This window comes from Streptomyces sp. NPDC001348, assembly GCF_053597535.1.
The window spans coordinates 18,622-44,043 of record NZ_JBSFIK010000010.1 but is presented as its reverse complement, the minus strand read 5'-3'; the positions used below and the strand labels follow the sequence as shown (position 1 = coordinate 44,043).

The 25,422-nt window shown below is 70.9% G+C and carries 19 protein-coding genes; 14 read left to right on the top strand and 5 right to left on the bottom strand.

The window, feature by feature from the left end; all coding sequences use genetic code 11:
* Positions 1–457: DUF4190 domain-containing protein (locus tag ACWC21_RS13280; protein WP_450881141.1), on the top strand; the 457-nt coding region annotated here is incomplete at its 5' end.
* Positions 458–523: 66 nt separating this feature from the next.
* On the opposite strand, the gene ACWC21_RS13275 is transcribed toward ACWC21_RS13280, so the two are convergent.
* Positions 524–1,123, bottom strand: a complete 600-nt coding sequence (locus tag ACWC21_RS13275; protein ID WP_450881139.1) for an NADAR family protein — start codon at positions 1,121–1,123, stop codon at positions 524–526.
* Positions 1,124–1,329: 206 nt separating this feature from the next.
* On the opposite strand from ACWC21_RS13275, the gene ACWC21_RS13270 reads away from it, so the two are divergent.
* From ACWC21_RS13270 to ACWC21_RS13245, 6 genes are all read left to right on the top strand, one after another.
* Positions 1,330–2,865 carry a gamma-aminobutyraldehyde dehydrogenase gene (locus tag ACWC21_RS13270; protein ID WP_450881137.1) on the top strand — a complete coding sequence of 512 codons (1,536 nt, stop codon included), beginning with the start codon at positions 1,330–1,332 and terminating at the stop codon, positions 2,863–2,865.
* 65 nt (positions 2,866–2,930) lie between these two features.
* Positions 2,931–4,178 (top strand): ABC transporter substrate-binding protein, encoded by a 1,248-nt coding sequence (locus tag ACWC21_RS13265; RefSeq protein WP_450881135.1) that lies wholly within the window; start codon positions 2,931–2,933, stop codon positions 4,176–4,178.
* On the top strand, positions 4,175–5,338 hold the full coding sequence (locus ACWC21_RS13260) for an ABC transporter ATP-binding protein (protein ID WP_450881133.1): 1,164 nt from the start codon (positions 4,175–4,177) through the stop codon (positions 5,336–5,338). Before ACWC21_RS13265 ends, ACWC21_RS13260 begins: the two co-directional genes overlap by 4 nt.
* A complete protein-coding gene (locus ACWC21_RS13255) occupies positions 5,338–6,261 on the top strand; it encodes an ABC transporter permease (RefSeq protein ID WP_450881131.1) in 924 nt (307 codons plus the stop codon). The genes ACWC21_RS13260 and ACWC21_RS13255 overlap by 1 nt, the downstream gene beginning before the upstream one ends.
* Positions 6,262–7,062, top strand: a complete 801-nt coding sequence (locus ACWC21_RS13250; RefSeq protein WP_450881129.1) for an ABC transporter permease — start codon at positions 6,262–6,264, stop codon at positions 7,060–7,062.
* A gap of 38 nt (positions 7,063–7,100) precedes the next feature.
* Positions 7,101–8,519 (top strand): NAD(P)/FAD-dependent oxidoreductase, encoded by a 1,419-nt coding sequence (locus tag ACWC21_RS13245; protein ID WP_450881128.1) that lies wholly within the window; start codon positions 7,101–7,103, stop codon positions 8,517–8,519.
* A 50-nt stretch (positions 8,520–8,569) separates the two neighbouring features.
* Here ACWC21_RS13245 and ACWC21_RS13240 read toward each other — a convergent pair whose 3' ends face one another.
* Positions 8,570–9,433, bottom strand: coding sequence for a phosphatase PAP2 family protein (locus ACWC21_RS13240; RefSeq protein ID WP_450881406.1), 864 nt, complete (start codon positions 9,431–9,433; stop codon positions 8,570–8,572).
* Between the two features lie 163 nt (positions 9,434–9,596).
* On the bottom strand, positions 9,597–10,931 hold the full coding sequence (gabT, locus tag ACWC21_RS13235) for a 4-aminobutyrate--2-oxoglutarate transaminase (protein ID WP_450881126.1): 1,335 nt from the start codon (positions 10,929–10,931) through the stop codon (positions 9,597–9,599).
* 280 nt (positions 10,932–11,211) lie between these two features.
* Between gabT and ACWC21_RS13230 the strand changes: the two genes are divergently transcribed.
* The gene (locus tag ACWC21_RS13230) at positions 11,212–13,614 is read left to right on the top strand and encodes an ATP/GTP-binding protein (protein WP_450881124.1); all 2,403 of its coding nucleotides are present in this window, start codon (positions 11,212–11,214) and stop codon (positions 13,612–13,614) included.
* A gap of 131 nt (positions 13,615–13,745) precedes the next feature.
* Complete coding sequence (locus ACWC21_RS13225; RefSeq protein WP_450881122.1) at positions 13,746–15,326, top strand: PucR family transcriptional regulator; 1,581 nt, start codon at positions 13,746–13,748, stop codon at positions 15,324–15,326.
* Positions 15,327–15,557: 231 nt separating this feature from the next.
* Here ACWC21_RS13225 and ACWC21_RS13220 read toward each other — a convergent pair whose 3' ends face one another.
* Positions 15,558–17,003: an aldehyde dehydrogenase family protein gene (locus ACWC21_RS13220; protein ID WP_450881120.1), complete on the bottom strand. Its 1,446-nt coding sequence runs from the start codon at positions 17,001–17,003 to the stop codon at positions 15,558–15,560.
* A gap of 749 nt (positions 17,004–17,752) precedes the next feature.
* Here ACWC21_RS13220 and ACWC21_RS13215 point away from each other — a divergent pair.
* Both ACWC21_RS13215 and ACWC21_RS13210 read left to right on the top strand, forming a co-directional pair.
* Positions 17,753–18,145 carry a hypothetical protein gene (locus ACWC21_RS13215; RefSeq protein WP_450881118.1) on the top strand — a complete coding sequence of 131 codons (393 nt, stop codon included), beginning with the start codon at positions 17,753–17,755 and terminating at the stop codon, positions 18,143–18,145.
* A 50-nt stretch (positions 18,146–18,195) separates the two neighbouring features.
* On the top strand, positions 18,196–18,579 hold the full coding sequence (locus tag ACWC21_RS13210; protein ID WP_450881116.1) for a peptidase inhibitor family I36 protein: 384 nt from the start codon (positions 18,196–18,198) through the stop codon (positions 18,577–18,579).
* Positions 18,580–18,764: 185 nt separating this feature from the next.
* Here ACWC21_RS13210 and ACWC21_RS13205 read toward each other — a convergent pair whose 3' ends face one another.
* Complete coding sequence (locus tag ACWC21_RS13205) at positions 18,765–21,680, bottom strand: glycoside hydrolase family 3 C-terminal domain-containing protein (RefSeq protein ID WP_450881114.1); 2,916 nt, start codon at positions 21,678–21,680, stop codon at positions 18,765–18,767.
* Between the two features lie 283 nt (positions 21,681–21,963).
* On the opposite strand from ACWC21_RS13205, the gene ACWC21_RS13200 reads away from it, so the two are divergent.
* From ACWC21_RS13200 to ACWC21_RS13190, 3 genes are all read left to right on the top strand, one after another.
* On the top strand, positions 21,964–23,661 hold the full coding sequence (locus tag ACWC21_RS13200; protein ID WP_450881112.1) for an extracellular solute-binding protein: 1,698 nt from the start codon (positions 21,964–21,966) through the stop codon (positions 23,659–23,661).
* 30 nt (positions 23,662–23,691) lie between these two features.
* Positions 23,692–24,726, top strand: coding sequence for an ABC transporter permease (locus ACWC21_RS13195; RefSeq protein WP_450881110.1), 1,035 nt, complete (start codon positions 23,692–23,694; stop codon positions 24,724–24,726).
* Positions 24,723–25,422: carbohydrate ABC transporter permease (locus ACWC21_RS13190; RefSeq protein ID WP_450881108.1), on the top strand; the 700-nt coding region annotated here is incomplete at its 3' end. The genes ACWC21_RS13195 and ACWC21_RS13190, both read left to right, overlap by 4 nt.

Here is a 25,422-nt window from a genome sequence, read left to right as displayed (position 1 = left end):
CCCGCCACCGGCCTGGGCCAACCCCTTCGCACCGCCCGCCGCGACCGCGCCGCAGCCCCCGTACGCCCCCGTCCCGCCGCCCCCCATATCCCCCGACGGCCCGGGACAGCTCCCGTACGGCTACCCGGGCGGGCCGGGGTACGGCTACCCGGTCGGGCCAGGTCAGGGTTATCCGGCCGGGCACGGCTACGGCTGGCCCGGGACGCAGCCGCTGCCGAGCAACGGGATGGGCACGGCGGCGCTGTCGCTGGGCATCCTGGCCGCCGTCTGTTTCTGGCTGTGGCCGCTGGCCATCGTGCTCGGCATACTGGCGGTGATCTTCGGAGTGATCGGCCGTGGCAAGGCCCGCCGCGGTGAGGCGACCAACGGCGGTCAGGCCCTGGCCGGCGTCATCTGCGGCGTCGCCGGCATCGTCCTCGGCCTGCTGGAGACCGTGCTCTTCATCGCGTCGTCCTGACTCGGGTCGTCCTGACTCGGGTCGTCCTGACTCGGGTCGTCCTGACACCCGGAGGCCGGGCCGCCCTCAGGCCGCCCGCGCCAGCCGCTCCCGCGCCGCCATCAGCGCGAACCCCAGCAGGTTCGGCCCCCGCCACCGCTCGGGATCGGACGCCGCCTCGTCGTCCGCCGCGAGGCCGATGCCCCAGACGCGGTCCACGGGGCTCGCCTCCACCAGGACCCTCCCCCAGCCTCCGGCCAAGGGGACCCCCATCTCACTCCGCTCGCCGGTGCCGAGCAGGAACTCGCGCAGCCCGGGGTGGGCGGAGAACTTGTGGACGCTGCCCTCGACCACGATCCGGAAGCGCTCGCGCTCCCATATCGCCTCGTCGAAGCCGCGCACCAGCCGCCCGGCCTTCTTGGCCTGCGAGGGATGCCCCGCGGCCAGCACCCGGCGCTCCGCCTCCGCGTCCTCGAAGAGCCGTGCCTTGCCGGCCATCATCCAGTGCTCCGCCGTCGCGTACTCCACCCCGTCCACCACGAACGGCGACGGCCACCACTGGCTCAGACAGCTCGCGCCGATCCGGCCGTCCGGCCGCGGCCGGTGCCCCCAGAAGTGCAGGTAATTCACCCTCGCCCCCGCACGGACCTCCCTGAGCAGAGGTTCCAGTCCGTCGATCTTCCCCATGCACGCGAGTCTGGCACGCACCACTGACACTCCGTCCTTCCTTTTCCGGGCCCACTCGACAGCTGGTCGACAGATTCCGTCGCGTAACCAAAAGGCAACAACGGAATCACTTGTTGGAGTGCCTCACCTCTGTCAGGATCGGCACTCAAATCGAGCTGGAGCTACGCCACCCACCCCGGGCAGGGGTGACGGCGGAGGAGAGCGACATGCACAGACCGGGTACCGCCACCCCGGAGCGATTCCCCGCGCAGGAGCGCCTCGCGGACGGCGCGCAGTTCATCGCCGGACGCCTGGCCAAGGGCACCTCCGGCGGTACGCACGCCGTGGTCGACCCGGCCACCGGCAAGGACGTGTACGTGTACGAGCCGGCCGGGACGGACGACGTCGACGCCGCCGTGGCGGCCGCCCGCGAGGCCTTCCCCGGCTGGTCCGCCGCCACCCCGGGCGAGCGCTCCGACGCGATGCACCGCTTCGCGGCCGTCATCGCGGACCGCGCCGAGGACTTCGCCCGCGCCGAGTCCCTCCAGTGCGGCAAGCCGCTCAAGCTCACCCGCGAGTTCGACGTCCCCGGCACCATCGACAACACCGCCTTCTTCGCGGGTGCCGCCCGGCACCTGCAGGGACAGGCCGCCGCCGAGTACTCCGGCGACCACACCTCGTACGTGCGCCGCGAGCCCATAGGCGTCGTCGGCTCGATAGCGCCCTGGAACTACCCCCTCCAGATGGCCGCCTGGAAGATTCTCCCGGCGATCGCCGCGGGCAACACCATCGTGCTCAAGCCCGCCGAGCTCACCCCTCTGACCTCGCTGCTCTTCGCGCAGGCGGCGACCGACGCGGGCATCCCCGACGGCGTGATCAACATCGTCACCGGCACCGGCAGGGTGGCCGGCGAGCACCTCGTCGGGCACCCGGACGTGGCCATGACCTCCTTCACGGGGTCCACCGCGGTGGGCAAACGGGTCGCCGGTATCGCCACGGCCACCGTCAAGCGCCTCCACCTGGAACTCGGCGGCAAGGCGCCCTTCGTCGTCTTCGAGGACGCCGACCTGGAGGCGGCCGTCCACGGCGTCGTCGCGGGCGCCCTCATCAACACCGGCCAGGACTGCACCGCCGCCACGCGCGCGTACGTACAGCGCCCGCTGTACGAAACGTTCGTCGAGCGGACCGCCGCCCTCATGGAGAGCGTCCGGCTCGGCGACCCGTTCGCCCCGGGCACCGACCTCGGCCCGCTCGTCTCGCACGCCCAGCGGGACCGGGTCGCCGCCTTCGTCGACCGGGCGCGCGGCTACGCGCGCGTGGTGGCCGGCGGCGAGGCGCCGCAGGGGGACCTCGCGGAGGGCGCCTACTACCGGCCCACCCTGATCGCCGGCGCGCCGCAGGACAGCGAGGTCGTCCAGGCGGAGATCTTCGGCCCGGTTCTGGTCGTCCTCCCCTTCGACGGTGACGACGAGGGCATCCGGCTGGCCAACGACACCCCGTACGGTCTCGCCGCCTCCGCCTGGACCCGGGACGTCTACCGCGCGGGCCGCGCGACCCGCGAGATCAAGGCGGGCTGCGTCTGGGTCAACGACCACATACCGATCATCAGCGAGATGCCGCACGGCGGCTTCAAGCAGTCCGGCTTCGGCAAGGACATGTCGGCGTACTCGTTCGAGGAGTACACCCAGGTCAAGCACGTTATGTTCGACAACACGGCGGTGGCCCGCAAGGACTGGCACCGCACGATCTTCGGGGACCGATAGCGAACACCGGCCACCGCCGCGACCACGGCGGGCCGAACCCATCCTCCCGAAAGGGCACCACGCGCATGGAGCAGTACGAGCCCGACCGCCTGTCTCCGGTCCAGGTGGCCGCGATACGGCGCAGCCTCCGAAGCGGCCGCGCGGCCATGACCCGCCGTTCGCTGCTGCGGACCTCCGCGGGCGGCGCGCTCACCTTGGGCGGTCTCGGGGCGCTGAGCGCCTGCGGGATCCCCGCGGCCGGCAAGACCCGGGGCGGCACGTCCGCCGAGGACCACTCGGCCGCGGAGAAGGTCGTCGACTTCTCCAACTGGACCGAGTACATCGACGTCGACGACAGCGGCAAGCACCACCCGACGCTGGAGACGTTCCGCAGGCGGACCGGCATCCAGGTCAGGTACACCGAGGACATCAACGACAACGACGAGTTCTTCGGCAAGATCAAGCCGCAGCTCGCCGCGGGCCAGGACACCGGCCGCGACATCATCGTCCTCACCGACTGGCTCGCCGCCCGGCTGATCCGCCTGGGCTGGGTGCAGAAACTGGACCCGTCCAACCTGCCGCACGCCTACACCAACCTGTCGGCACAGTTCCGCGACCCCGACTGGGACCCGGGCCGCGCCTACTCGTACCCGTGGCAGGGCATCTCCACCGTCATCGCCTACAACAAGAAGGCGCTCGACGGCATCGAGGTGAAGTCGGTCTCCGACCTGCTCGACAACCCCCGGCTGAAGGGCCGCGTCGGCTTCCTCTCCGAGATGCGCGACACCGTCGGCATGACGATGCTCGACATGGGCAAGGACCCCGGGAAGTTCACCGACGACGACTACGACGCGGTGATCGCCCGCCTCCAGAGGGCCGTCGACAAGGGGCAGATCCGCCGGTTCACCGGCAACGACTACACGTCCGACCTCACCAAGGGCGACCTGGCGGCCTGCGTCGCCTGGGCCGGTGACGTCGTCCAGCTCAAGGCGGACAGCCCCGACGTCGACTTCGTCATCCCCGACAGTGGCTACATGACGTCGACCGACAACATGCTGATCCCCAACCGGGCCCGTCACAAGACCAACGCCGAGCGGCTCATGGACTTCTACTACGAGCCCCAGCAGGCCGCCGCGCTCGCCGCCTACATCAACTACGTGACGCCGGTCGACGGTGTGAAGCCCTGGCTTGCGAAGATCGACAAGGATGCGGCGAACAATCCGCTGATCATTCCCGACAAGGCCATGCAGGCCAGGTCGCACGCCTTCCGGTCGCTGAGCCAGAAGGAAGAGACGGCCTACGAAGAGAAGTTCGCGAAGCTGACAGGGGCGTGACGACGATGAGGACGACAGACTCGAGCGGCGACGTCCGCCTCTCCGGGATCGGCAAGACGTACGGCTCCTTCACCGCCGTGCACCCGTTGGACCTGACCGTCCCGCAGGGCTCCTTCTTCGCCCTGCTCGGCGCCTCGGGCTGCGGCAAGACCACCACCCTGCGCATGATCGCCGGCCTGGAGGAACCTTCCTGCGGCACCGTGCACCTCGGCGACCAGGACGTGACCCACCTGCCGCCGTACAAGCGGCCGGTGAACACGGTCTTCCAGTCGTACGCCCTCTTCCCGCACCTCGACATCTTCGAGAACGTCGCCTTCGGCCTGCGCCGGCGCGGCATCAAGAGCGTGAAGAAGCAGGTCGAGGAGATGCTGGAGCTCGTACAGCTCGGCGAGCAGGCGCGCAAGAAGCCGCACCAGCTCTCCGGTGGCCAGCAGCAGCGCGTCGCGGTCGCCCGCGCGCTCATCAACCACCCCAAGGTGCTCCTCCTCGACGAACCGCTCGGCGCCCTCGACCTCAAGCTGCGCCGGCAGATGCAGCTGGAGCTCAAGCGGATCCAGACCGAGGTCGGCATCACCTTCGTCCACGTCACGCACGACCAGGAGGAGGCCATGACGATGGCCGACACGGTCGCCGTGATGAACGCGGGCCGCGTCGAGCAGCTCGGCTCGCCCACCGACCTGTACGAGAATCCGCGGACCACGTTCGTCGCGAACTTCCTCGGCACCTCCAACCTGATCGAGGCCGAGGTCGACTCCCGGAACGGGGACGACATCGTCCTGAAGGCGGGCGGCGGCAAGCTGGTGCTGCCCCGGGCGCGGTGTTCCGCCCCGGCGACGGCCGGCGGCAAGGTGCTGGTGGGCATCCGTCCGGAGAAGATCACCCTCACGCACGCCGACGACGCGGGGGAGATCCCGCAGGGCCGCAACCGCATCTCCGGGAAGATCGCGGACTCCAGCTTCATCGGTGTCTCCACGCAGTACGTGATCGACAGCCCGGTCTGCTCCGAGTTCGAGGTCTACGCCCAGAACATCGATCGCGACGCCCGGCTGGTGCCCGGCGTCGAGGTGGTGCTGCACTGGAACCCGGCCCACACCTTCGGGCTCGATGCGGCACAGGCCATCGACGCCGGTGTCGCCGAGGTCGAGGAGGACGCCGCCTGATGGCCGCCGCCACCGAGGCGCCACCTCTGGCGCCGGCCCCCGAGAAGAAGCCGCCGCGCAGACGCGGCCGCACGGTGCCGTACTGGCTGCTGCTCCCCGGCATCCTCTGGCTGGTCGTCTTCTTCGCCCTGCCGATGATCTACCAGGCCTCCACCTCCGTGCAGACGGGCTCCCTGGAGGAGGGCTACAAGGTCACCTGGCACTTCGCGACCTACTGGGACGCCCTGGCCGAGTACTGGCCGCAGTTCCTGCGTTCGGTCCTCTACGCCGCCGCCGCGACCGTGCTCTGCCTGCTGCTCGGCTACCCGCTGGCCTACCTGATCGCCTTCCGCGCGGGCCGCTGGCGGAACCTGATCATGGTCCTGGTGATCGCGCCGTTCTTCACCAGCTTCCTGATCCGCACCCTGGCCTGGAAGACGATCCTCGCGGACGGCGGCCCGGTGGTGGGCGCCCTCAACACACTGCACGTCCTGGACCTCACCAACTGGCTCGGCTGGACGGCGGGCGACCGCGTGCTGGCCACGCCGCTGGCGGTGGTGTGCGGCCTCACGTACAACTTCCTGCCGTTCATGATCCTGCCGCTGTACACCTCGCTGGAGCGGATCGACGGGCGGCTGCACGAGGCGGCCGGCGACCTGTACGCCAGGCCCTGGACCACCTTCCGCAAGGTCACCTTCCCGCTGTCGATGCCCGGTGTGGTCTCCGGCACGCTGCTGACCTTCATCCCGGCGGCCGGCGACTACGTCAACGCCGAGCTCCTCGGCTCCACCGACACCCGCATGATCGGCAACGTCATCCAGACGCAGTTCCTGCGGATCCTGGACTATCCGACGGCCGCCGCCCTCTCCTTCATCCTCATGGCCGCGATCCTGCTCATGGTCACGGTCTACATCCGCCGGTCCGGGACGGAGGACCTGGTCTGAATGCCACTGCTCACCTGGCTCAAGCGCCATCTCGTCGTCATCGCCGGACTCCTCACGCTCGCCTATCTGCTGCTGCCGAACGTCGTCGTCACGGTGTTCTCGTTCAACAAGCCGAAGGGGCGCTTCAACTACGCGTGGCAGCAGTTCTCCACGGACGCCTGGAAGGACCCCTGCGGGGTCGCCGACATGTGCGGCTCGCTGTCCGTCAGCCTCCAGATCGCCGTGTGGGCGACGGCCGGCGCCACACTGCTCGGCACGATGATCGCCTTCGCGCTGGTCCGCTACCGCTTCCGCGCCCGGTCCGCCGTGAACTCGCTGATCTTCCTGCCGATGGCCATGCCCGAGGTCGTCATGGCGGCCTCGCTGCTCACCCTGTTCCTCAACATGGGTGCCCAGCTGGGGTTCTGGACGATCCTGATCGCGCACATCATGTTCTGCCTGAGTTTCGTCGTCGTCGCGGTCAAGGCGCGCGTGATGTCGATGGACCCGCGCCTGGAGGAGGCCGCCCGGGACCTCTACGCCTCCCCGGTGCAGACGTTCCTGCGGGTCACCCTGCCCATCGCGGCACCCGGGATCGCCGCGGGCGCGCTGCTGTCCTTCGCGCTGTCCTTCGACGATTTCATCATCACCAATTTCAACGCGGGCTCGACCGTCACCTTCCCCATGTTCGTGTGGGGCTCGGCGCAGCGCGGAACGCCCGTCCAGATCAATGTCATCGGCACGGCCATGTTCCTGGTCGCCGTCCTTCTCGTGCTGGCCTCCATGGCCGTCACCAACCGCCGCACCAGGCAAAAGGCATGACCGCAAGAACCGGAAGACCTCTGTAGGGAGTTGAAATCATGGCCCCGAGCGCCATGACCCGTTGGATCACGTCTCTCTCCGAAGCACAGCCGGTCCCGTACTGGCTCGAAGACCCCGGCAAGCCCCACCCCGAGCCCGCCCTCACCGGCACCGAGACCTGCGACCTGCTGGTCGTCGGCGGCGGCTACAGCGGACTGTGGACCGCTCTGAACGCCAAGGAGCGCGACCCGCAGCGGGACGTGGTGCTGCTGGAGGGCCGTGAGGTGGGCTGGGCCGCCTCGGGCCGCAACGGCGGCTTCTGCGCCGCCTCCCTCACGCACGGACTGCCCAACGGCCTCACCCGCTGGCCGGACGAGATCCACACCCTGCAGAGGCTGGGCGAGCGCAACCTCGACGAGATCGAGGCGGCGATCGCCCGGCACGGAATCGACTGCGACTTCGAACGCACCGGTGAGATCGACGTCGCCACCGAGACGTACCAGGCGTGGGAGCTGCGCGACTGGCACAAGGAGCTGCAGGACAAGGGCCTCGCCGAGGGCATCGACTTCCTGGACGCCGACGCCGTGCGCGAGCAGGTGAACTCACCGACCTTCGAGGCGGGCCTGTACGACCGCCGGGGCGTGGCCATGCTGCACCCGGCCAAGCTCGCCTGGGGCCTCAAGCGGGCCTGCGTCCGCCTGGGCGTGCGGGTCTACGAGCACACGCCCGCCCTGACCCTGAAGCCGTACGGCGCCGGCATGGCCGTACGCACCCCGTACGGCTCGGTCCGCGCCCGCAGGGTGGCCCTGGGCACGAACGTCTTCCCGAACCTCCTGCGGCGCGTCCGCTCCTACACCGTCCCGGTCTACGACTACGCGCTGATGACGGAGCCCCTGCCCGCCGACCGGCTGGCGGCGATCGGCTGGAAGAACAGACAGGGCCTGGGCGACTCGGCGAACCAGTTCCACTACTTCCGTCTGTCGGCCGACAACCGGATCCTCTGGGGCGGCTACGACGCCGTCTACCCCTACGGCGGCCGCGTCCGCACCGAGTACGACGACCGCCCGGAGACCTACGCCAAGCTCGCCGGGCACTTCTTCACCTGCTTCCCGCAGCTGGAGGGCGTCCGCTTCACGCACGCGTGGGGCGGCGCCATCGACACCTGCTCGCGCTTCTCGGCTTTCTTCGGCACCGCCCACCAGGGGAAGGTGGCGTACGCGGCGGGCTACACGGGCCTCGGCGTCGGCGCCACCCGGTTCGGCGCCGACGTGATGCTGGACCTGCTGGACGGGGAACGCACCGAACGGACGGAGCTGGAGATGGTCCGCAAGAAGCCCCTGCCCTTCCCGCCCGAGCCGTTCGCCTGGACCGGCATCGCCCTCACCAAGTGGTCCCTGGCCCGCGCCGACGCCCAGGGCGGCAGACGCAACCTGTGGCTGAGGACCATGGACCGGCTGGGGCTGGGCTTCGACAGCTGACCAGGCTTGGGCCTGTCCGGCGGATCAGGTCGCGGGAAACGGGCGGCGCCTCATCGGCGCGGACGGGCGTGCCAAGCCCCGCGTCTGCGGCGTGATCCGCCGGACAGGCCCTGACCCGGCCGCCTGATGCGGTCTGCCGGCAACCGCGTCGAGGAGAGCAGCACCGCGCACAGGCACCAGCTGGCCACCACGTCCAGTGGCCAGTGGTAGCCGTGCCGGACGAGACCGAAGGAGACGCCGAGCACGAGGGCGACACAGGCGGCGACGAGTGCGCGGCGCCCCCGCCGCGAGCGGAAGCGGGGGAGGAGGAGCAGGGCCGCCGAGCCGTACGCGATCGCCGCCGTGGCCGTGTGCCCGGACGGGTAGTAGCCGACGCCGGGCGGCACGACCGGGGTGCCGGGGCGGGCGGTCCAGTGCTTCAGCGGTACGACGACGGCCGGGACCAGCGCCATCAGGACCGCCGCCGCGGCCGACGGCTGCCACCAGTGGTCGGTACCGGTGGCCCGCGCCCGCCACGCCGCGTAGACCAGCGCCGACGCCAGCACCGGCACCGCGATCTGGGCGTTGCCGAGATCGGCCAGGAACTGCGAGACGCCGTCCGGGTGGACCAGGGCGCCGCTCAGGCGCTCGTCGAGACGCTCCACGGGGCCGCGCGTGACGACCTGCCAGGTGATGAGCACGAAAAAGAGGGCCGGCAGGCCCAGGAGGAGGAAGAGAAGGAAGGAGGTCGGCCGCCCCGGAACAGGGGGGGTGGTTCCGGGGCGGCCGTCCGGACCGGAATGTCGTGCGCCCCGGGGGGTTTGGGGCGAACGACCGTCCGATCGGTGAGGAGATCCGGAGCCGGAGGCACCGGTTGTGTGCGCGAGGGCACGACCAGGTCGAAGCTGGGGAGGCCCCGGCCTGATGTCGCCCACAGTCCCCTGTGGGCGGGGTGTATCTCTCATCTGGATAGAACCTACGACAGGGGGTGGCGCCGGGACAGACGGAATCGCATCCCGACATCCACCTCGCACACGTTCTTCACACGGCCTGCCGTACCTGTGGCTTCGCTCTCCGTGACGGGTGCGGACCCGTCGCTCAGATGCGCGCGAACGCCTGCTCGATGATGTCGAGCCCCTCGTTCAGCAGGTCCTCGCCGATGACCAGCGGCGGCAGGAAGCGCAGCACGTTGCCGTAGGTGCCACAGGTCAGGACCAGCAGGCCCTCCTGGTGGCAGGCCCTGGCCAGCGCGGCGGTCGCCTCGGGGTTCGGCTCCTTGGTCGTACGGTCCTTGACCAGCTCGATCGCGATCATCGCGCCCCGGCCGCGCACGTCACCGATGACCTCGAACTTCTCGGCCATGGCGGTCAGACGGGCCTTCATGACCGCCTCGATGTCCTTCGCCTTCGCGTTGAGGTCGAGTTCCTTCATGGTCTCGATGGCGCCGAGCGCACCGGCGCAGGCCACCGGGTTGCCGCCGTAGGTTCCGCCGAGGCCGCCGGCGTGCGCGGCGTCCATGATCTCGGCACGGCCGGTGACGGCGGCCAGCGGCAGACCGCCCGCGATGCCCTTGGCGGTGGTGATCAGGTCCGGGACGATGCCCTCGTCCTCGCACGCGAACCACTGACCCGTGCGGCAGAAACCGGACTGGATCTCGTCGGCGACGAACACGATGCCGTTGTCCGACGCGAACTTGCGGATCGCGGGCAGGAAGCCCCTGGCCGGCTCGATGAACCCGCCCTCGCCGAGCACCGGCTCGATGATGATCGCGGCCACGTTGTCCGGGCCGACCTGCTTGGTGATCTGGTCGATGGCCTGCGCCGCGGCCTCCGGGCCGGCGTTCTCGGGGCCGGTCGGCCAGCGGTAGCCGTACGCCACCGGCACCCGGTAGACCTCGGGCGCGAACGGGCCGAAGCCGTGCTTGTACGGCATGTTCTTCGCGGTCAGCGCCATCGTCAGGTTGGTACGGCCGTGGTAGCCGTGGTCGAACACGACGACCGCCTGGCGCTTGGTGTACGCACGGGCGATCTTGACGGCGTTCTCCACGGCCTCGGCGCCGGAGTTGAACAGCGCGGACTTCTTCGCGTGGTCGCCCGGGGTGAGCTCGGCGAGGGCCTCGGCGACCGCCACGTAGGACTCGTACGGGGTGACCATGAAACAGGTGTGGGTGAAGTCCTGCAGCTGGGCGGAGGCCCGGCGTACGACGGCCTCGGCGGACGCGCCGACACTGGTCACCGCGATGCCGGAACCGAAGTCGATGAGCCGGTTCCCGTCGACGTCCTCGATGATGCCGCCGCCCGCGCGCGTGGTGAACACGGGCAGCACGGAGCCCACACCCTGCGCGACCGCGGCGGTACGGCGGGCCTGCAGCTCCTGCGACTTCGGGCCGGGAATGGCGGTGACGACGCGGCGCTCCTGCGGAAGTGCGCTCATGAGGGGCTCCTGGTGGTTTTGCGGCCTTGACTTGCCTTGACTGCTCTTGCGTTCTTTTCTCGCAGGCTAGGTCGCGAAGAAGAGGGTGGGCATGCTCCATGTGGGCGTTGTCGGGAATTCTTGTTGTCCGTGGTGGACATGGCGGCCCAGGACCGCCCGACCCGGCCCTCGAAAGCCGCCTATCCGCTCTCTCGGCCGCGTAAGCGGTGAACTCCCCAGGTGTGGGCGTTAGATTGACTCGCTGATGGTGGACGGAACGGCTGGTCAGGGGGCAACGGCGATGGACAGCGACGGGACGCAGGACGCGCAGGGTACGCACGTGAATCCCGTGCCGCGTCCGGCACGGCCGCACGACGCCCCCACGGTGCCGCCGCGACCCGCGCGGCCCCCGCAGACACCGGGTTCCCACGGTTTCGAGCAGCAGGCCCCCCAGCGGCCGGCCGTCGCCGAATGGCTCGACGAGCCGCGCCCGGCCACCGGACTCGGCATCTGGCGGTTCGGGTACCGCCCCCCGAAAGGCAGCCAGTCACCGGACCGGCTTCCCCCGATCACGGTCCTCGGCCTGCTGATCCCCCTGGTCGTGGCCCTGCTCCTGTGGTCCCTGTGGCGCCACGGCGGCGTTCCCTACCAGTGGGCGCTGCTGAGGCTGTTCACGCCGGACGACTGGTGGTGGGCCGGGACCACCTCCCCCAAGGGGATGCAGGGCCGTGAGGTCGTCGTGGTCTACGACGGCGTCTTCTTCGCCGTCCTCGTCTACGGGGTCGCCCGGCTGGGCGGCTGGCCCGAGGTCGTACGGCACGTCGTCGGCCGCCGCCCGCAACCCGCGCGGGCCCTGCTCGCCGCCCTCGGCGCGCTCGCCGCGCTGAGCCTGGTCTTCCCCGACGCCTTCGGCGCCGGCTGGGACGCCCTCCCGGTCGTCGACCCGCTGTTCTCCCTCGTCGTCCTGATCACGGGCGGCTACGAGGTGTTCACCTCGCAACTGCTCACCGACGGGCTGTACGCGCTCATCACCCTGCTGGTCCTGTGGCCCTTCGCCCGCGTCGGCGGCTGGTGGGCGTACGGGAGGCAACTCGCGGCCCGCCGCCGCGCCGCGACCGACCCGACGGCGCCGCCGGCCCCGGACCTGCCGCGCTCGCAGTGGCCCGAGCTGCGCCACGCCGGGCAGCACCAGGCGGCCGACGTGCTGACCGCCGAAGTGGCCGGCGGCCGGATCAACGACGTGGACTGCGCCCGGATCGAACGCGCCTGGGCCGACTCCAGGAGCGGGGGGCGGCTCGCGCACTTCACGGACACCGTGCTGCGGGAGGGCGCGGCGGCCTGGACGCACCCGTCCGGGGCCCGCGACCTGCCGCACCGCACCGCACGCCACGACCTGCTCGACGGCCAGGTGCGCATCGGGCGTTTCGTGCCGGGGGAGCGGACGCCACGCGCCTACCACGGCGCGGGCGCGGCCGTCGGCCCGGACGTCCTCGGCACCTCCCTCCTGCTGGTGGGGCCACCGGGCGCGGGCAAGACCCGGCATGTGATCGAACCGGTTACCGAGTCGCTGGCGCTGCAGGCGCTCACCGGACGGTGCGCGGTGGTCGCGGTCCGCCCCGGCTCCTCGCCCGGCCCGGACCCGGCCTTCGACGTCGTCGTCCGGATCGGCGACCCCGCCTCCGTCCACGACCTCGACCCGTACGCCGGAGCCGACGACCCCGACGAGGCAGCCGGCTTCCTCGCCGAAGCCCTGGCGGGCGACCTCGACACCGTCAACGGCCAGAGCGCCGCCACCGCGCTCGCCCAGCTGCTCGGCCCCTACCGCGCCGTCCACGGACACTTCCCGCCGCTGCCGGTCCTGCGCGACCTGCTGGAGGGCGACCGGGCGGCGCTGTCCGCCCTGCGCGACGCTCTGACGGGTGACGGGCACGCCGTGATGCGCCGCGAACTCGACGCCCGGATGCGGCAGACCGGCGGCGCCGCCGACGTCGGCCCGGTCCTCGCCGGCCGGCTCGCGCTGCTGGACCGGCCCGTCTTCGCCGAGTTCTTCGGCGCCGGGGACCAGATCCGCCCCTTCTCGCTGCGCGCGGTGGCCCACCATCCGCTGCGCGTCCGCATCGACCTTCCCGAGCGCGGCCACGAGGAGGCCGCCCGTCTGCTCACCCGGCTGGTCCTCGCCCAGTTCAGCACCGTCGTACGGGAGAGCCGCCCCGCCCACTTCGCCTGTCTGGTCCTGGACGACGCCACCGGCACGATCACCGGGGAGTCGGTGCGCCGCATCCAGCGCCTGCGCTCCCTGAACGCCGGGGTCGTCCTCGCCCTGCGCACGATCGCCGACGTGCCCGAGGCGCTGCACGGTCCGCTGCTGGGCGCCGTCGGCTGCCGCATGGCCTTCTCCGGCGTGACCACCTGGGACGGCAGCAGGTTCGCGCACGCCTGGGGAACCGAGTGGGTGGAGACGAAGGAGGTCGCCAAGCACACCGTCTTCGCCGACCAGCCGATGACCCGGGCCCTTCACGCGCTGCGCAAGCTCGTCACCGGGAAGGCCGTGACCACCGACGCCGTGACCGTGAAGCAGGTCGAGCGGGAGCGCTGGTCGGCCTCCCAACTGGCCCACGAGGTACCCCCGGGCCACGCGGTGCTGTCCCTGACCGACGTGAGGGGCGAGCACGCCCCGCCGCTGCTGGTGGATCTGAGGGGTTAGGGAACTTCCGAAAGGGGCGGACAGAGGGCCAGCCGGAGACCGTACAGTGAGGCAGAATCGGCATAGGCCGTTCATACGCGACGGCCAAATGATCACAACGATCACCCGATCTCCCCAGACCTGAAGGCCCCATGCCCCCGACGCTCGCCTCGCTCGTCCACCACTCGGCGCTCAAACTCACCGTGCGCGCCGGCGAGGACCGTCTCGACGTGCCCGTCCGATGGGCGCACGTCAGCGAACTCGCCGACCCGGTGCCGTACATGGAGGGCGGGGAACTGCTGCTGATCACCGCGCTGAAGCTGGACGCCGAGGACCCGGAGGCGATGCGGCGCTATGTGAAGCGGCTGGTCGGCGCGGGGGTCGTCGGGCTCGGTTTCGCCGTGGGGGTCAACTACGACGAGATCCCCAAGGCCCTCGTCGACGCCGCCGAGCGGGAGGGGCTGCCGCTGCTGGAGGTGCCCCGCCGCACCCCCTTCCTCGCCATCAGCAAGGCGGTGTCCGCGGCCATCGCCGCCGACCAGTACCGGGCCGTGACCGCCGGATTCGCCGCCCAGCGCGAGCTGACGAGGCAGGCGCTCAGTACGGGCCCCGAGGGGCTGCTCGGCGCGCTCGCCGCACAGGTCGACGGCTGGGCCGCGCTGTACGACGCCTCGGGCGCCGTGGTCGCCACCGCACCGGAGTGGGCGGGGCGGCGGGCCGCCCGGCTCACCGCCGACGTGGAACGGCTGCGGGACCGGGCCGCGCCCGCCTCGTCGGTGGTCGGCCTCCCGGAGCACGAAGACCGGGTCGAGCTGCACACCCTCGGCACCGGGCGGCGACCGCGCGCCGCCCTCGCCGTGGGCACGGCCGCCGCCCTCGGCACGGCCGAACGGTACGCCGTCCACTCCGCCATCGCCCTGCTCACCCTCACCACCGAACGGTCCCGGTCGCTGCAGGCCGCCGAACAGCGCGTCGGGGCGGCCGTGCTGCGGATGCTGCTCGCCGGACAGCCGGACCACGCCAGGGCCGTCGCCGGGGATCTGTACGGCGGACTCCTCGACGCGCCGTTCCGGCTGGTCGTCGCCTCGTCGCTCGCCGCCGACGCCGGTGCGGACCCGCTGGGCGTGCTGGCGGAGACGGTGGAGTCCGCCGCGGCCCGCTCCGGCGAGGCCGTCCTGGTCGTGCCGGAGGGGGAGCGGCTGGTGGTGCTCGCCGCGGACGGGGGCGCGGCGGTGGCCGCCTGCGCGGAGTACGCGGCGGCGCTGGAGGCGGCGCGGGCCGCGCCGGAGCAGGGCGGTTGCGAGGACGGCGAACTGGTCGCGGGCCTGTCGGCGCCGGCCGGTCCGATCGCCGCCGCGGCCGCCTACAAGCAGGCCGAGCAGGCACTGTCCGTCGCACGGCGGCGGGGCCGGGTGCTGGTGGAGCACGAACAGCTGGCGGCGGGATCGGTGCTGCCGCTGCTGGCCGACGACGCGGTGAAGGCGTTCGCGGACGGCCTGCTGCGGGCACTGCACGAGCACGACGCGACGGGCCGCGGCGACCTGGTCGCCTCCGTCCGCGCCTGGCTCTCCCGCCACGGCCAGTGGGACGCGGCGGCAGCGGACCTCGGGGTCCACCGCCATACGCTGCGCTACCGCATGCGCCGGGTCGAGGAGATCCTGGGCCGCTCCCTGGACGACCCGGACGTCCGCATGGAGCTGTGGCTGGCGCTGAAGGCGACGTCGACGGAGTAGACGCCGACGGTGATCCGCTGCGGCCCGGCGCTGCGGCCAGCCGTGGTCCACGACGCACCGGGCCAGACGCAGCCTACCGGTCGGCGTCAGCGGGGCACTACCGTGGGAGACGAGGGCCTCCTGAGCGTTGGTGCAGATGTCGCAATCCACACCGAACCCAGAAGGCCATCACCCGTTCGAGCACCCGGCACGCGTGTCACCAACGTGCCGGGACAGCACACCTGGAGGCACCTAGAGGGCGAGTCCGGTGAGGACCAGCACCCGCTCGTAGGTGTAGTCCTCTATCGCGAACTTCACGCCCTCGCGGCCCACGCCGGACTGCTTGGCGCCGCCGTACGGCATCTGGTCGGCGCGGTAGGACGGGACGTCGCCGACGACCACACCGCCGACCTCCAGGGCGCGGTGGGCACGGAAGGCGACCTGGAGGTCGTGGGTGAACACGCCCGCCTGGAGGCCGTACTTGGACGCGTTGACGGCGGCGAACGCCTCGGCCTCGCCGTCCACCTTCTGCACCGTGAGGACGGGGCCGAAGACCTCCTCGCAGGAGATCGTCACATCGGCCGGTACGTCGGTGAGCACGGTCGGCGCGTAGGAGGCGCCGTCGCGGTCACCACCGGTGAGGAGGGTGGCACCGGCCTCGACCGCCTCCTTCACCCACGACTCCACGCGCTTGGCGGCGTCCTCGCTGACCAGCGGGCCGACATCGGTCTTGTCGTCGGCCGGGTCGCCGGTGCCCTGTGCCTCCACGGCGGCGACGATGCGCGGCAGCAGCCGGTCGTACACGGAGGCGTCGGCGATCACCCGCTGCACGGAGATGCAGGACTGGCCGCCCTGGTAGTTGGAGAAGGTCGCGATGCGGGTCGCGGCCCAGTCCAGGTCGGCGTCGGAGGCGTAGTCGCCGAGGACGACCGCGGCGCCGTTGCCACCGAGTTCCAAGGTGCAGTGCTTGCGCGGCACCGAGTCCATGATCGCGTAGCCGACCTTCTCGGACCCGGTGAAGGAGATCACCGGCAGGCGCTCGTCCTGGACGAGAGCGGGCATGCGGTCGTTGGAGACCGGGAGGATGCTCCAGGAGCCGGCCGGGAGGTCGGTCTCCGCGAGCAGATCGCCGATGATCAGGCCGGAGAGGGGGGTGGCCGGGGCCGGCTTCAGGATGATCGGCGCGCCGGCGGCGATGGCCGGGGCCACCTTGTGGGCGCACAGGTTCAGCGGGAAGTTGAACGGCGCGATGCCGAGGACGACACCCTTGGGGAAGCGGCGGGTGAGCGCGAGGCGGCCCTGGCCGCCGGCGTCGGTGTCGAGGCGCTGGGCCTCGCCGCCGTTGAACCGGCGGGCCTCCTCGGCGGCGAACCGGAACACGGAAACGGCGCGGCCGACCTCGCCGCGGGCCCACTTGATCGGCTTGCCGTTCTCGGCGGAGATCAGCTGGGCGATCTCCTCCGTGCGCTCGGCCAGCCGCTTGCTGACGTGGTCGAGGGCGGCGGCGCGTACGTGGGCCGGGGTGGCGGCGAACTCCTCGAGGACGGCGTGCGCGGCGGCCACGGCCTCCTCCACCTGGGCGTCCGTCGGCACGCTGACCTTGCCGACCAGCCGGCCGTCCCACGGGGAGGTGACGTCGAAGGTGTCCTCGCCGGTGACCTGGCGGCCGGCGAGCCAGAAGGCGGTGGTGGAAGTCATGTGTGTTCCGGCCCTTCCGTGGTGCGGGGTGTACTTGCGTTCGGGTCCACGGTAGGGCGGGGGCGGCTGAATCGGGTTTGTCCGAGTCGTAGTGGTGGGGGGTGGCGGTAGGCCGGAATGGCGGGTTTGCGGTCCGGCCGCGGAGGGTGCCGTTCCGGCGAGTGGTGCCGGCGCCGCCCGGCCGGCTCTGCGGGCGTCGGCGACCGGGCGGTGAAACCGGTTCAGGTCCGCCTCTTCCGAGCCGGTGTCGAGCACGCGTGACGCCAGGCCGGCGTCCACCGCGAGCGCCACCACGCTCCGCCGTTGCGGGGGGTCCACGTCGGCGGGGCCATGGCCCTCCATCCCGGCGGGGCGGAGCAGTCCGAACGTCACTGGATGCCGGTCTCGCGGGCGTAGGCGTCCCGGACGCGGTCCATCGCTTGCCTCGTCGGCCGAGCCGCGCGGTGCGGCCGTCACCGCCCCGAACCGTCGCGGGACGGCCGCCCCTTCGGTCGTGCCACGCCCGTTCGCGCGCAGGGGCGGCCGGCCGCAGCGCCCTCACCCCGGCGTTTCCGTTGTCCGTCGACCGGACCCGATGCCGGACAACACTTCCCTTTGTTTTCTTTCGGGGCCTCGCTACCGGTCAATGTCCCGGGCTGCTCGACTGGCTGCGGACCGGGCCCGCACCAGCACCCTGCGACGACCTCGCCCCGCCGGAGGAGACAGGCCACCGGCCCGGTCCGATCGGTTCGGCTACCAGGAGGAGAAACGTGCAGCAGCCTGCTCTTCGCCCACGGACGCGCCGGGTCCTCGGCTTCGACGCCACCTGCCGGCAGCTCACAAAGGTTGCGGCCCGCACGGCCGTGGCGGTCGCTCTCGGAGCCGCCGCACTCACCGTCGCCCCCGGCAGCGCCTCCGCGGCCCAGGCCCGGCCCGCGCAGCAGACGGCCGCGGCCCCCGCCGCGGTCTGCGGTTACAACGACAACATCGACGGCTGGGCTCAGTGGATCAACTGCGGCAGCTACAGCCACCTGATCGAGACGTGGGCTCTCGGCGTCAGCCAGAGCTTCCAGTGCGTGGCCGCCCACTCGACCTACACCCTGGGGCCCACCTGGTTCATCAGCAGCTCGAAGTACGCCGGCGGCGTGGGGTGCACGCCGTGATGACGCCTGTCCATCGCCGTAACGACGGAACCGCTCATCGGAGGAACCACATGCGCAAGACACTCGCGGCCCTGGGCTCTGCCGCGGCCCTCGTTCTGACACTGGCCACGGCCTCTGCCCAGACCGCGCAGGCGGCTCCCGCGGCCGGCTGGAGCCGCTGCCCCAACGGATACTTCTGCATCTTCGACGGGGTCGACGGGACCGGCACGATGGCCTGGTTCGCGTCCGGCTCCCCCGACCTGCGGGGCCAGTCGATGGACAACCGGACCTCGTCGTACTGGAACCGCAACAGCGAGGCATTCGCCCTGTACGACGGGTACAACTACAGCGGCGACTGCTGGACGGTCTTCGCCGGTACACAGACCAACCTGCCGTCACGCTTCCCCGAATGGGACAACCGGTTCAGCTCTATCACCAAGTTCTCCTGCGGTTGAGCCCGCCCACGGCCCCTCGCCGACGGCGGAACGGGGCCGGTCACCGCACCCGGCGGCCCGTACGGCACCCGCGGATGCGCTGAGGGTCCCGCCGCCGGTGTCCTGTCGCGCGGACGCCCGAAGGGGCCCGGCACCGCTTCCCACCGGTGCCGGGCCCCTTCCCTGTGGCGGCTTCGTCCGGACCCTCAACCGGAGAAGCCGACGCGCGCGAGCCGCAGCGGGCCGCGCAGCCTGAGGTGCACGTCGTGCACGCCCTCGGCGACGATCCCGGCGCCGAGCGAGGTGTAGTCGTACGGGCCGGTCGTGGGCTCCGCCGGTGCCAGGACCGCCAGCACCGGACCGCCGTCCAGGGACAGCATGACCTCGCCCCCGCCGGCCACCTCCACGGTCACCTCCGTCACGCCGTCACCGAAGTCGCAGTCGCGGTAGACCAGTTCACCGGTGGTGCCGTCAGCCGGGGTCACCGCGTCACCCGACACCTTCGTACGGTCCACCAGAGCGACACCGGACTGCTCGTCGAAGTCGGCCGCTTCCAGGCCGTGACGCAGGACCGGGCGCGGCACGGCGGCGTCCCCGTCGAGGTGGACGGTCGTGCGCAGCCGGACGTCCTCGCTGGAGGCGCCGACGAGGAGGTCGTACGGTCCCTCCTCCATCAGCCACCGGCCCCGCGCCACGTCCCAGAACTCGAAGGCGGACAGCGGGACTTCGAAGCTCAGCTCCGTCCGGGTGCCCGGGGCGAGGGTGATGCGGCGGTGGGCGGCCAGTTCGCGGCGCGGCCGGACGGCCGACGGGTCGACCGCGCGCGTGTAGAGCTGGGCGACCTCGTCCGCGGTGACGTCACCGGTGTTGGTGACCGTGAACGACACGTGCACCGTGTCGTCGGTCACCCGGACCGCCAGGTCGGCGTAGGAGAAGGACGCGTACGACAGGCCGTGGCCGAAGGGGAAGAGGGGCGTGCCCTCGTAGTAGAGGTACGTCTGACGGGCCCCGATGACGTCGTAGTCGAGCAGGTCGGGCAGTTCGGCGTCGGACGCGTACCAGGTCTGCGGCAGACGGCCCGCGGGAGCGACGTCGCCGGCCAGCACCCGGGCCAGGGCGGTGCCCGCCGCCTGGCCGCCGTGCGCGGTCCACAGCACGGCGGGCAGCCGGGTGACGTCCACCGCGTACGGGTACGCCGAGACCAGCACCAGCACCGTGTTCGGGTTCGCGGCCCGGGCCGCGCGCACCAGCCGCTCCTGGTGGGCGGGCAGGGCGAGGGTCGTACGGTCCTCGGTCTCGCGGCCGTTGATGTGCGGGTCGTTGCCCGCCACCACCACGACCACGTCGGCCTCCGCGGCCACCCGGGTCACCGCGTCCTCGCCCCGCTCGGCGAGGACGACCTCGAAGACCTCGCCGTCCTGCCCTCCTTCCCCGTCCGCCGCGGCAACCTTCACGCCGTCGGCGGTCACACAGACGTGGCGACCCGTACCGATGTGTCTCAGGAGGTGACCGTTCTGGTGGGGTTCCAGGCGGAACGTCTCCTGGACGATCCAGCCGCCCGGCCGGTCGGCGGAGGCGCGGAGGTGGCCGTCCTCGGCGACCGACAGGTAGCGGCCGTCGGGTGCGCGGAGGGTGAGGACGCCCTCGCCCCAGTCGACGAGCGCGAACTCGGTGCCGGTGGCGTCGGCGGTGAGCGGGGGAAGGTCGGTGCGGCCGGCGAGCAGGGCCGGGTCCAGCGCACCCTCGGCGCCGCGGACCTCGTCGGTGGCCTCGGGGGCCGGCGGTACGTGCAGGAACGTGCCGGCGGCGGTCCTCAGCCGGACCCGGTCCACGCCCTCCGCGAACTCCACCCGATCCGCGCCGAACCGCTCGTACAGCCCCTCCAGCGGAGTGGACCGGTGCAGCAGCGTGCCGCTGTACCAGTCGAGCTTGCACTCGTCGGCGAGCAGGCCGACGACGGCGACACGGGTGTCCGGGGCGAGGGGCAGCAGGGCGTCGTCGTTCTTCAGCAGCACCACCGCCTGCTCGGCCGCCTCCTGGGCGAGCGCGCGGTGTCCCGGGGTGTCGAACTCGCCGGTGCCCAGGTGCGGATCGTAGTGCGGGTCGAACTCGCCGAGCCGGAAGCGGACCGACAGCTGGCGGCGGACGGCGGTGTCGATGTCCGACTCGGTCAGCAGGCCCCGGTCGAGGGCCCCGCGGACCCGGGCGGCGATCCGCGAGCTGTCCGTGCCGTGGTCGGTGAAGCTGTCGACGCCGGCCAGCAGGGCGGCCGCGGTGGCCTCCTCGTGGGTGTCGAAGTAGTGCTCGGAGTCGACCAGGTTGGACGGCGCGCCCGCGTCCGAGCAGACCAGGAGGTCCTCGTCGGTCCAGGCGCGCAGGTGCTCGCGCAGATACGGGGAGACGTGGTTGGGGCGCCCGTTGACCAGGTTGTAGGCGGGCATCACCCCGGCCACCGCGCCCGCCTCCACCGTCTCCTTGAAGGCCCGCAGGTCGTACTCGCGCAGCACGCGCGGCCGGACGGAGGCCGAGGAGGTGGCCCGGTCGGTCTCGTTGTTGTGCGCCAGCCAGTGCTTGAGGACCGGCGCGGTGCGCCAGTACGTCGGATGGTCGCCGCGCAGGCCCTGCGTGTACGCCGTGGCGATCGCCGAGGTGAGTTTCGGATCCTCCGAGTAGCCCTCCTCGTTGCGGCCCCACAGCGGGTGGCGCAGCAGGTTGACGGTCGGGGACCACACGTTGAGGCCGACCCGTTCGTCCCGGGCGCGCATCGCCCGGACCTCCTTGGACACCGCCTCGCCGACCCGGCGCACCAGGTCCGGGTTCCAGCTCGCGCCCAGGCCGACCGCCTGCGGGAACACCGTCGCCGGACCCATCCAGGCCACGCCGTGCAGCGCCTCCTGGCCGGTGCGGAACGCCTCGATGCCCAGCCGCTCCACGGCGGGGACGAACTGGTGCAGGAAGGCGATCTTCTCGTCCGGGGTGAGCCGCGCCAGCAGGTCGTCGATGCGCTTCGCGAACGGCAGCTGCGGATCGCGGAAAGGCGGCGTGGATGGGAGGCGGTCGGTCACGGGCGGGTCCTCCTGCGATGGAGCGACGAGGAGCTTTCGAAGCGCTTCGATGCTCATTCGACAACCCGGGGGGTGTCAAGACACCCAGGCACAACAAGTCGGAGTCCTGACCGATATTTCAGAGCCGACAGGAGGCTTGACGGTTCCTGCCGCACCCGGAGGAATCTTGGAGACGACCCTTGTGCACCCCCAGGGCTTCACTTAACCTCGCAGCAACATCGAAGCGCTTCGACGAACGACGAGCCGCCGTGAGTCGCTTCAGCTCAGCCAGTTCCACTCGAGACACCGCAGCCGACGGCCTCCCGCCGGGTGTCCTGGTGTGCCATGAAGGGTTGACGCAATGACGCCGAACGCCGCCTCCGCCTCCTCCGGGCCCAACCGGAGAAGCTTCCTCGCCTCCACGGCGGTCGCCGCCGCAGCGGTGACCGGCGGGATGCCGCTGCTGGCCGCCTGCGGTGGGTCGGACAGCGGGTCTCGGGACGGAACCACGTCGGGCAAGGCCGCGAAGAAGATCCTGCCCGCCTACGTCGCCAGCGGCGCGGTGCAGCCGGACATCCCGTCCAGGAACGGCTCGGCGATGGGCTTCACCGCCAAGCTCGACATCGACACCCTCAAGACCTCGGTGTCGAAGAAGCTCGGCAAGGGTGGCAAGGTCACCGTCATGGCGCCGTACTGGGGTTCGCCGCCCAAGCAGAACAACGCCTACTACGCGTCGATGAACGACCTGACCGGCGTTGACGTCCAGTGGCGGAACCAGGACGGCAACACCTACGACCAGAAGCTCGGCGCGGTCCTCGCCTCCAGCGACATCCCGGACGCGGTGGTGATTCCCGGCTGGAACATGACCGGCCGGATACCCAGCGCCATCACCGGCAAGTTCGCGGACCTGGGCCCCTACCTGTCGGGGGACAAGGTCAAGGAGTACACGAACCTCGCGGCGATCCCCAGTGACGCCTGGCAGCGCTCCATCTTCGGCGGCAAGCTGCTGGGGCTGCCGATGCCGGCCCCGTACGTCCAGAACATCGTGCCCCTCTACCGTCAGGACATCTTCGACAAGGAGGGGTACAAGGTCCCGAAGTCGGCCGACGAGTTCACGGCCCTGTGCAAGGAGATCACCAGTCCCAAGTCCAAGCGGTGGGCCTGCGGTGACATGAAGTGGACCGCGTTCAACACCTTCGGCGTGATCAGCGGCGGGGAGAAGTCGCTCGGCTGGACCGTGGTCGACGGCAAGATGATCAACCGCATCGAGACCCCGGAGTACCTGGAAGCGCTGGAGTGGACGCGCAAGCTGATGGCCGCCGGCTACGTCCACCCGCAGTTCAGGCTGGGCAAGAGCCAGATCGGTGATCCGACCCCCTTGTTCGCCTCCGGCGAGTTCCTGATCTGGAACGACGACATCTCCAACTGGTACGCGCGACAGGCCTCCCAGATGACCCAGAACCCCGACTTCAAGGTCTGGGGCATGGACCTGTGGGCCCACGACGGCGGCACCCCGAAGTTCTGGGCTGCGAATCCGGCCACCATCTTCACCTTCGTCAGCAAGAAGGCCTCCGAGTCCGTCATCCGCGACGTGCTGGCGGTCGCCAACGTCACCTCGGCGCCGTACGGCACCAAGGAGTGGATGATGACCAACTACGGCGTCGAGGGCACGCACTACACATTGAAGAACGGTCTGCCCATCAAGAACGACAAGGGCAACAACGAGGTCAACAACGCCTTCACCATGGTCGCGAGTCTCAACAGCTCGACCATCGCGCACCCCGACCTCCCCGACTACACCAAGGCAATGGTCGAGTGGCAGCAGCGGGTCGGCTCCTTCACCAAGAAGTCGTCGTTCTGGGGCCTGCAGATCATCGAGCCCTCCCGTTACACCAACCTCGCCGACAACTTCGAGCAGCTCGAGGACGACATCGTCCGCGGCCACAAGAAGATCAGCGACATGCAGCAGGCCATCTCCGACTGGAAGCGGAAGGGCGGGGACAAGCTGCGCGACTGGTACAAGAAGCTGCTCGACGAGAACGGCTCGGCGGCGAGCTGACCACCAGGCTCTGAGGCAAGGAGAACAGCCGTGTCCCACAGCACGGTGCCTCGGACCGGTACCGAGGCCAGCACGCCGGCGAAGACCCCGGTGGTGTCCGCCGACGCCACCGGCGCCCGGGAGCGACGCGGCTCGGGCAAGCGGGACTTCCGGCTCAGGTTCCGACGCGACCGCGCCCTGATCCTCATGACGCTGCCGGCCGTCATCCTGCTGGTGGTCTTCAACTACCTGCCGATCCTCGGCAACGTCGTCGCCTTCCAGGACTACGACCCCTACATCAGCGACAACGGCATCGTCTCCATCCTGCACAGCCCCTTCGTGGGCCTGGACAACTTCCAGCGGATCTTCCAGGACCCCGACTTCTGGGGCGCCGTGCAGAACACACTGATCCTGTTCTTCCTCCAGCTCGTGCTGTTCTTCCCGGTCCCGATCCTGCTCGCGCTGCTCATCAACAGCGTGGTGCGGCCCCGGGTGCGGGCCGTCGCGCAGGCCGTCCTCTACCTGCCGCACTTCTTCTCCTGGGTGCTGGTCATCGCCGTCTTCCAGCAGATGTTCGGCGGCGCCGGCATGCTCGCCCAGCTGCTGCGACAGCACGGGTACGACGGCTTCGACATCATGACCGACCCGAACACCTTCCCCTTCCTGGTGACCGCGCAGAGCGTGTGGAAGGACGCCGGGTGGGGGATCATCGTCTTCCTCGCCGCGCTGGCCTCGGTTCCCCAGGACCTCTACGAAGCCGCCGCGATGGACGGCGCGAGCCGCTGGCGCCGCATGTGGCACGTCACGCTTCCCGCCCTGCGTCCGGTGATCGCCCTGCTCCTCGTGCTGCGCGTCGGCGACGCGCTGACCGTCGGGTTCGAACAGATCCTGCTGCAACGCGACGCCGTCGGACCGGACGCCGGGGAGATCCTCGACACCTTCGTGTGGTGGAACGGCGTGCGCAACCAGGACTTCGGCTACGCGGCCGCCGCCGGTCTGATCAAGGGCGTGGTCAGCATCGGACTGGTCCTCGCCGCGAACAAGGTGGCCCATCTCATGGGCGAGCAGGGGGTGTACAAGAAGTGACCACCGTCATCGACGAACCGGCGAGCAGGCCGAGCCGGTGGGCCGCGCCCGAGCGTCCGGCGTGGGAGGAGGAGCCCTCGAAGGCCGGCCTCGCCGGCAAGGGCCTGGTTCTCTCGTTCGCCTGCCTGGCGGTCCTCTTCCCGCTGTGGATCGTGGTCGTCACCAGCCTCTCCTCGCGCAAGACCATCGACGCGGCGGGCGGCCTGGTGATCGTGCCCAAGGACATCACCTTCATCGCCTACAAGGAGCTGCTCAGCGGCGGCCAGGTCACCCGGGCCACGATCGTCAGCATCCTCGTCACCCTGGTCGGCACGCTGTTCTCGATGACGGTGTCCGTGCTGTGCGCCTACGGCCTGTCCCGCAGCGGCTCGCTCGCCCACCGCTGGATCCTGATGACGCTGATGGCGACCATGTTCTTCAGCGCCGGCCTCATCCCCACCTATCTGCTGGTGCAGTCCCTCGGCCTGTCGGACACCTACCTCGCGCTGATCCTGCCGAGTGCGGTGAGCGTCTTCAACATCCTGGTGCTGCGCGGCTTCTTCATGGGGATCTCGCCGGAACTCACCGACAGCGCGCGCATCGACGGCGCCGGTGACTTCAGGATCCTCTGGCAGATCGTCATGCCGCTGTCACGCGCCGTCCTCGCGGTGATCACGCTGTTCTACGCCGTCGGGTACTGGAGCGCCTGGTTCAACG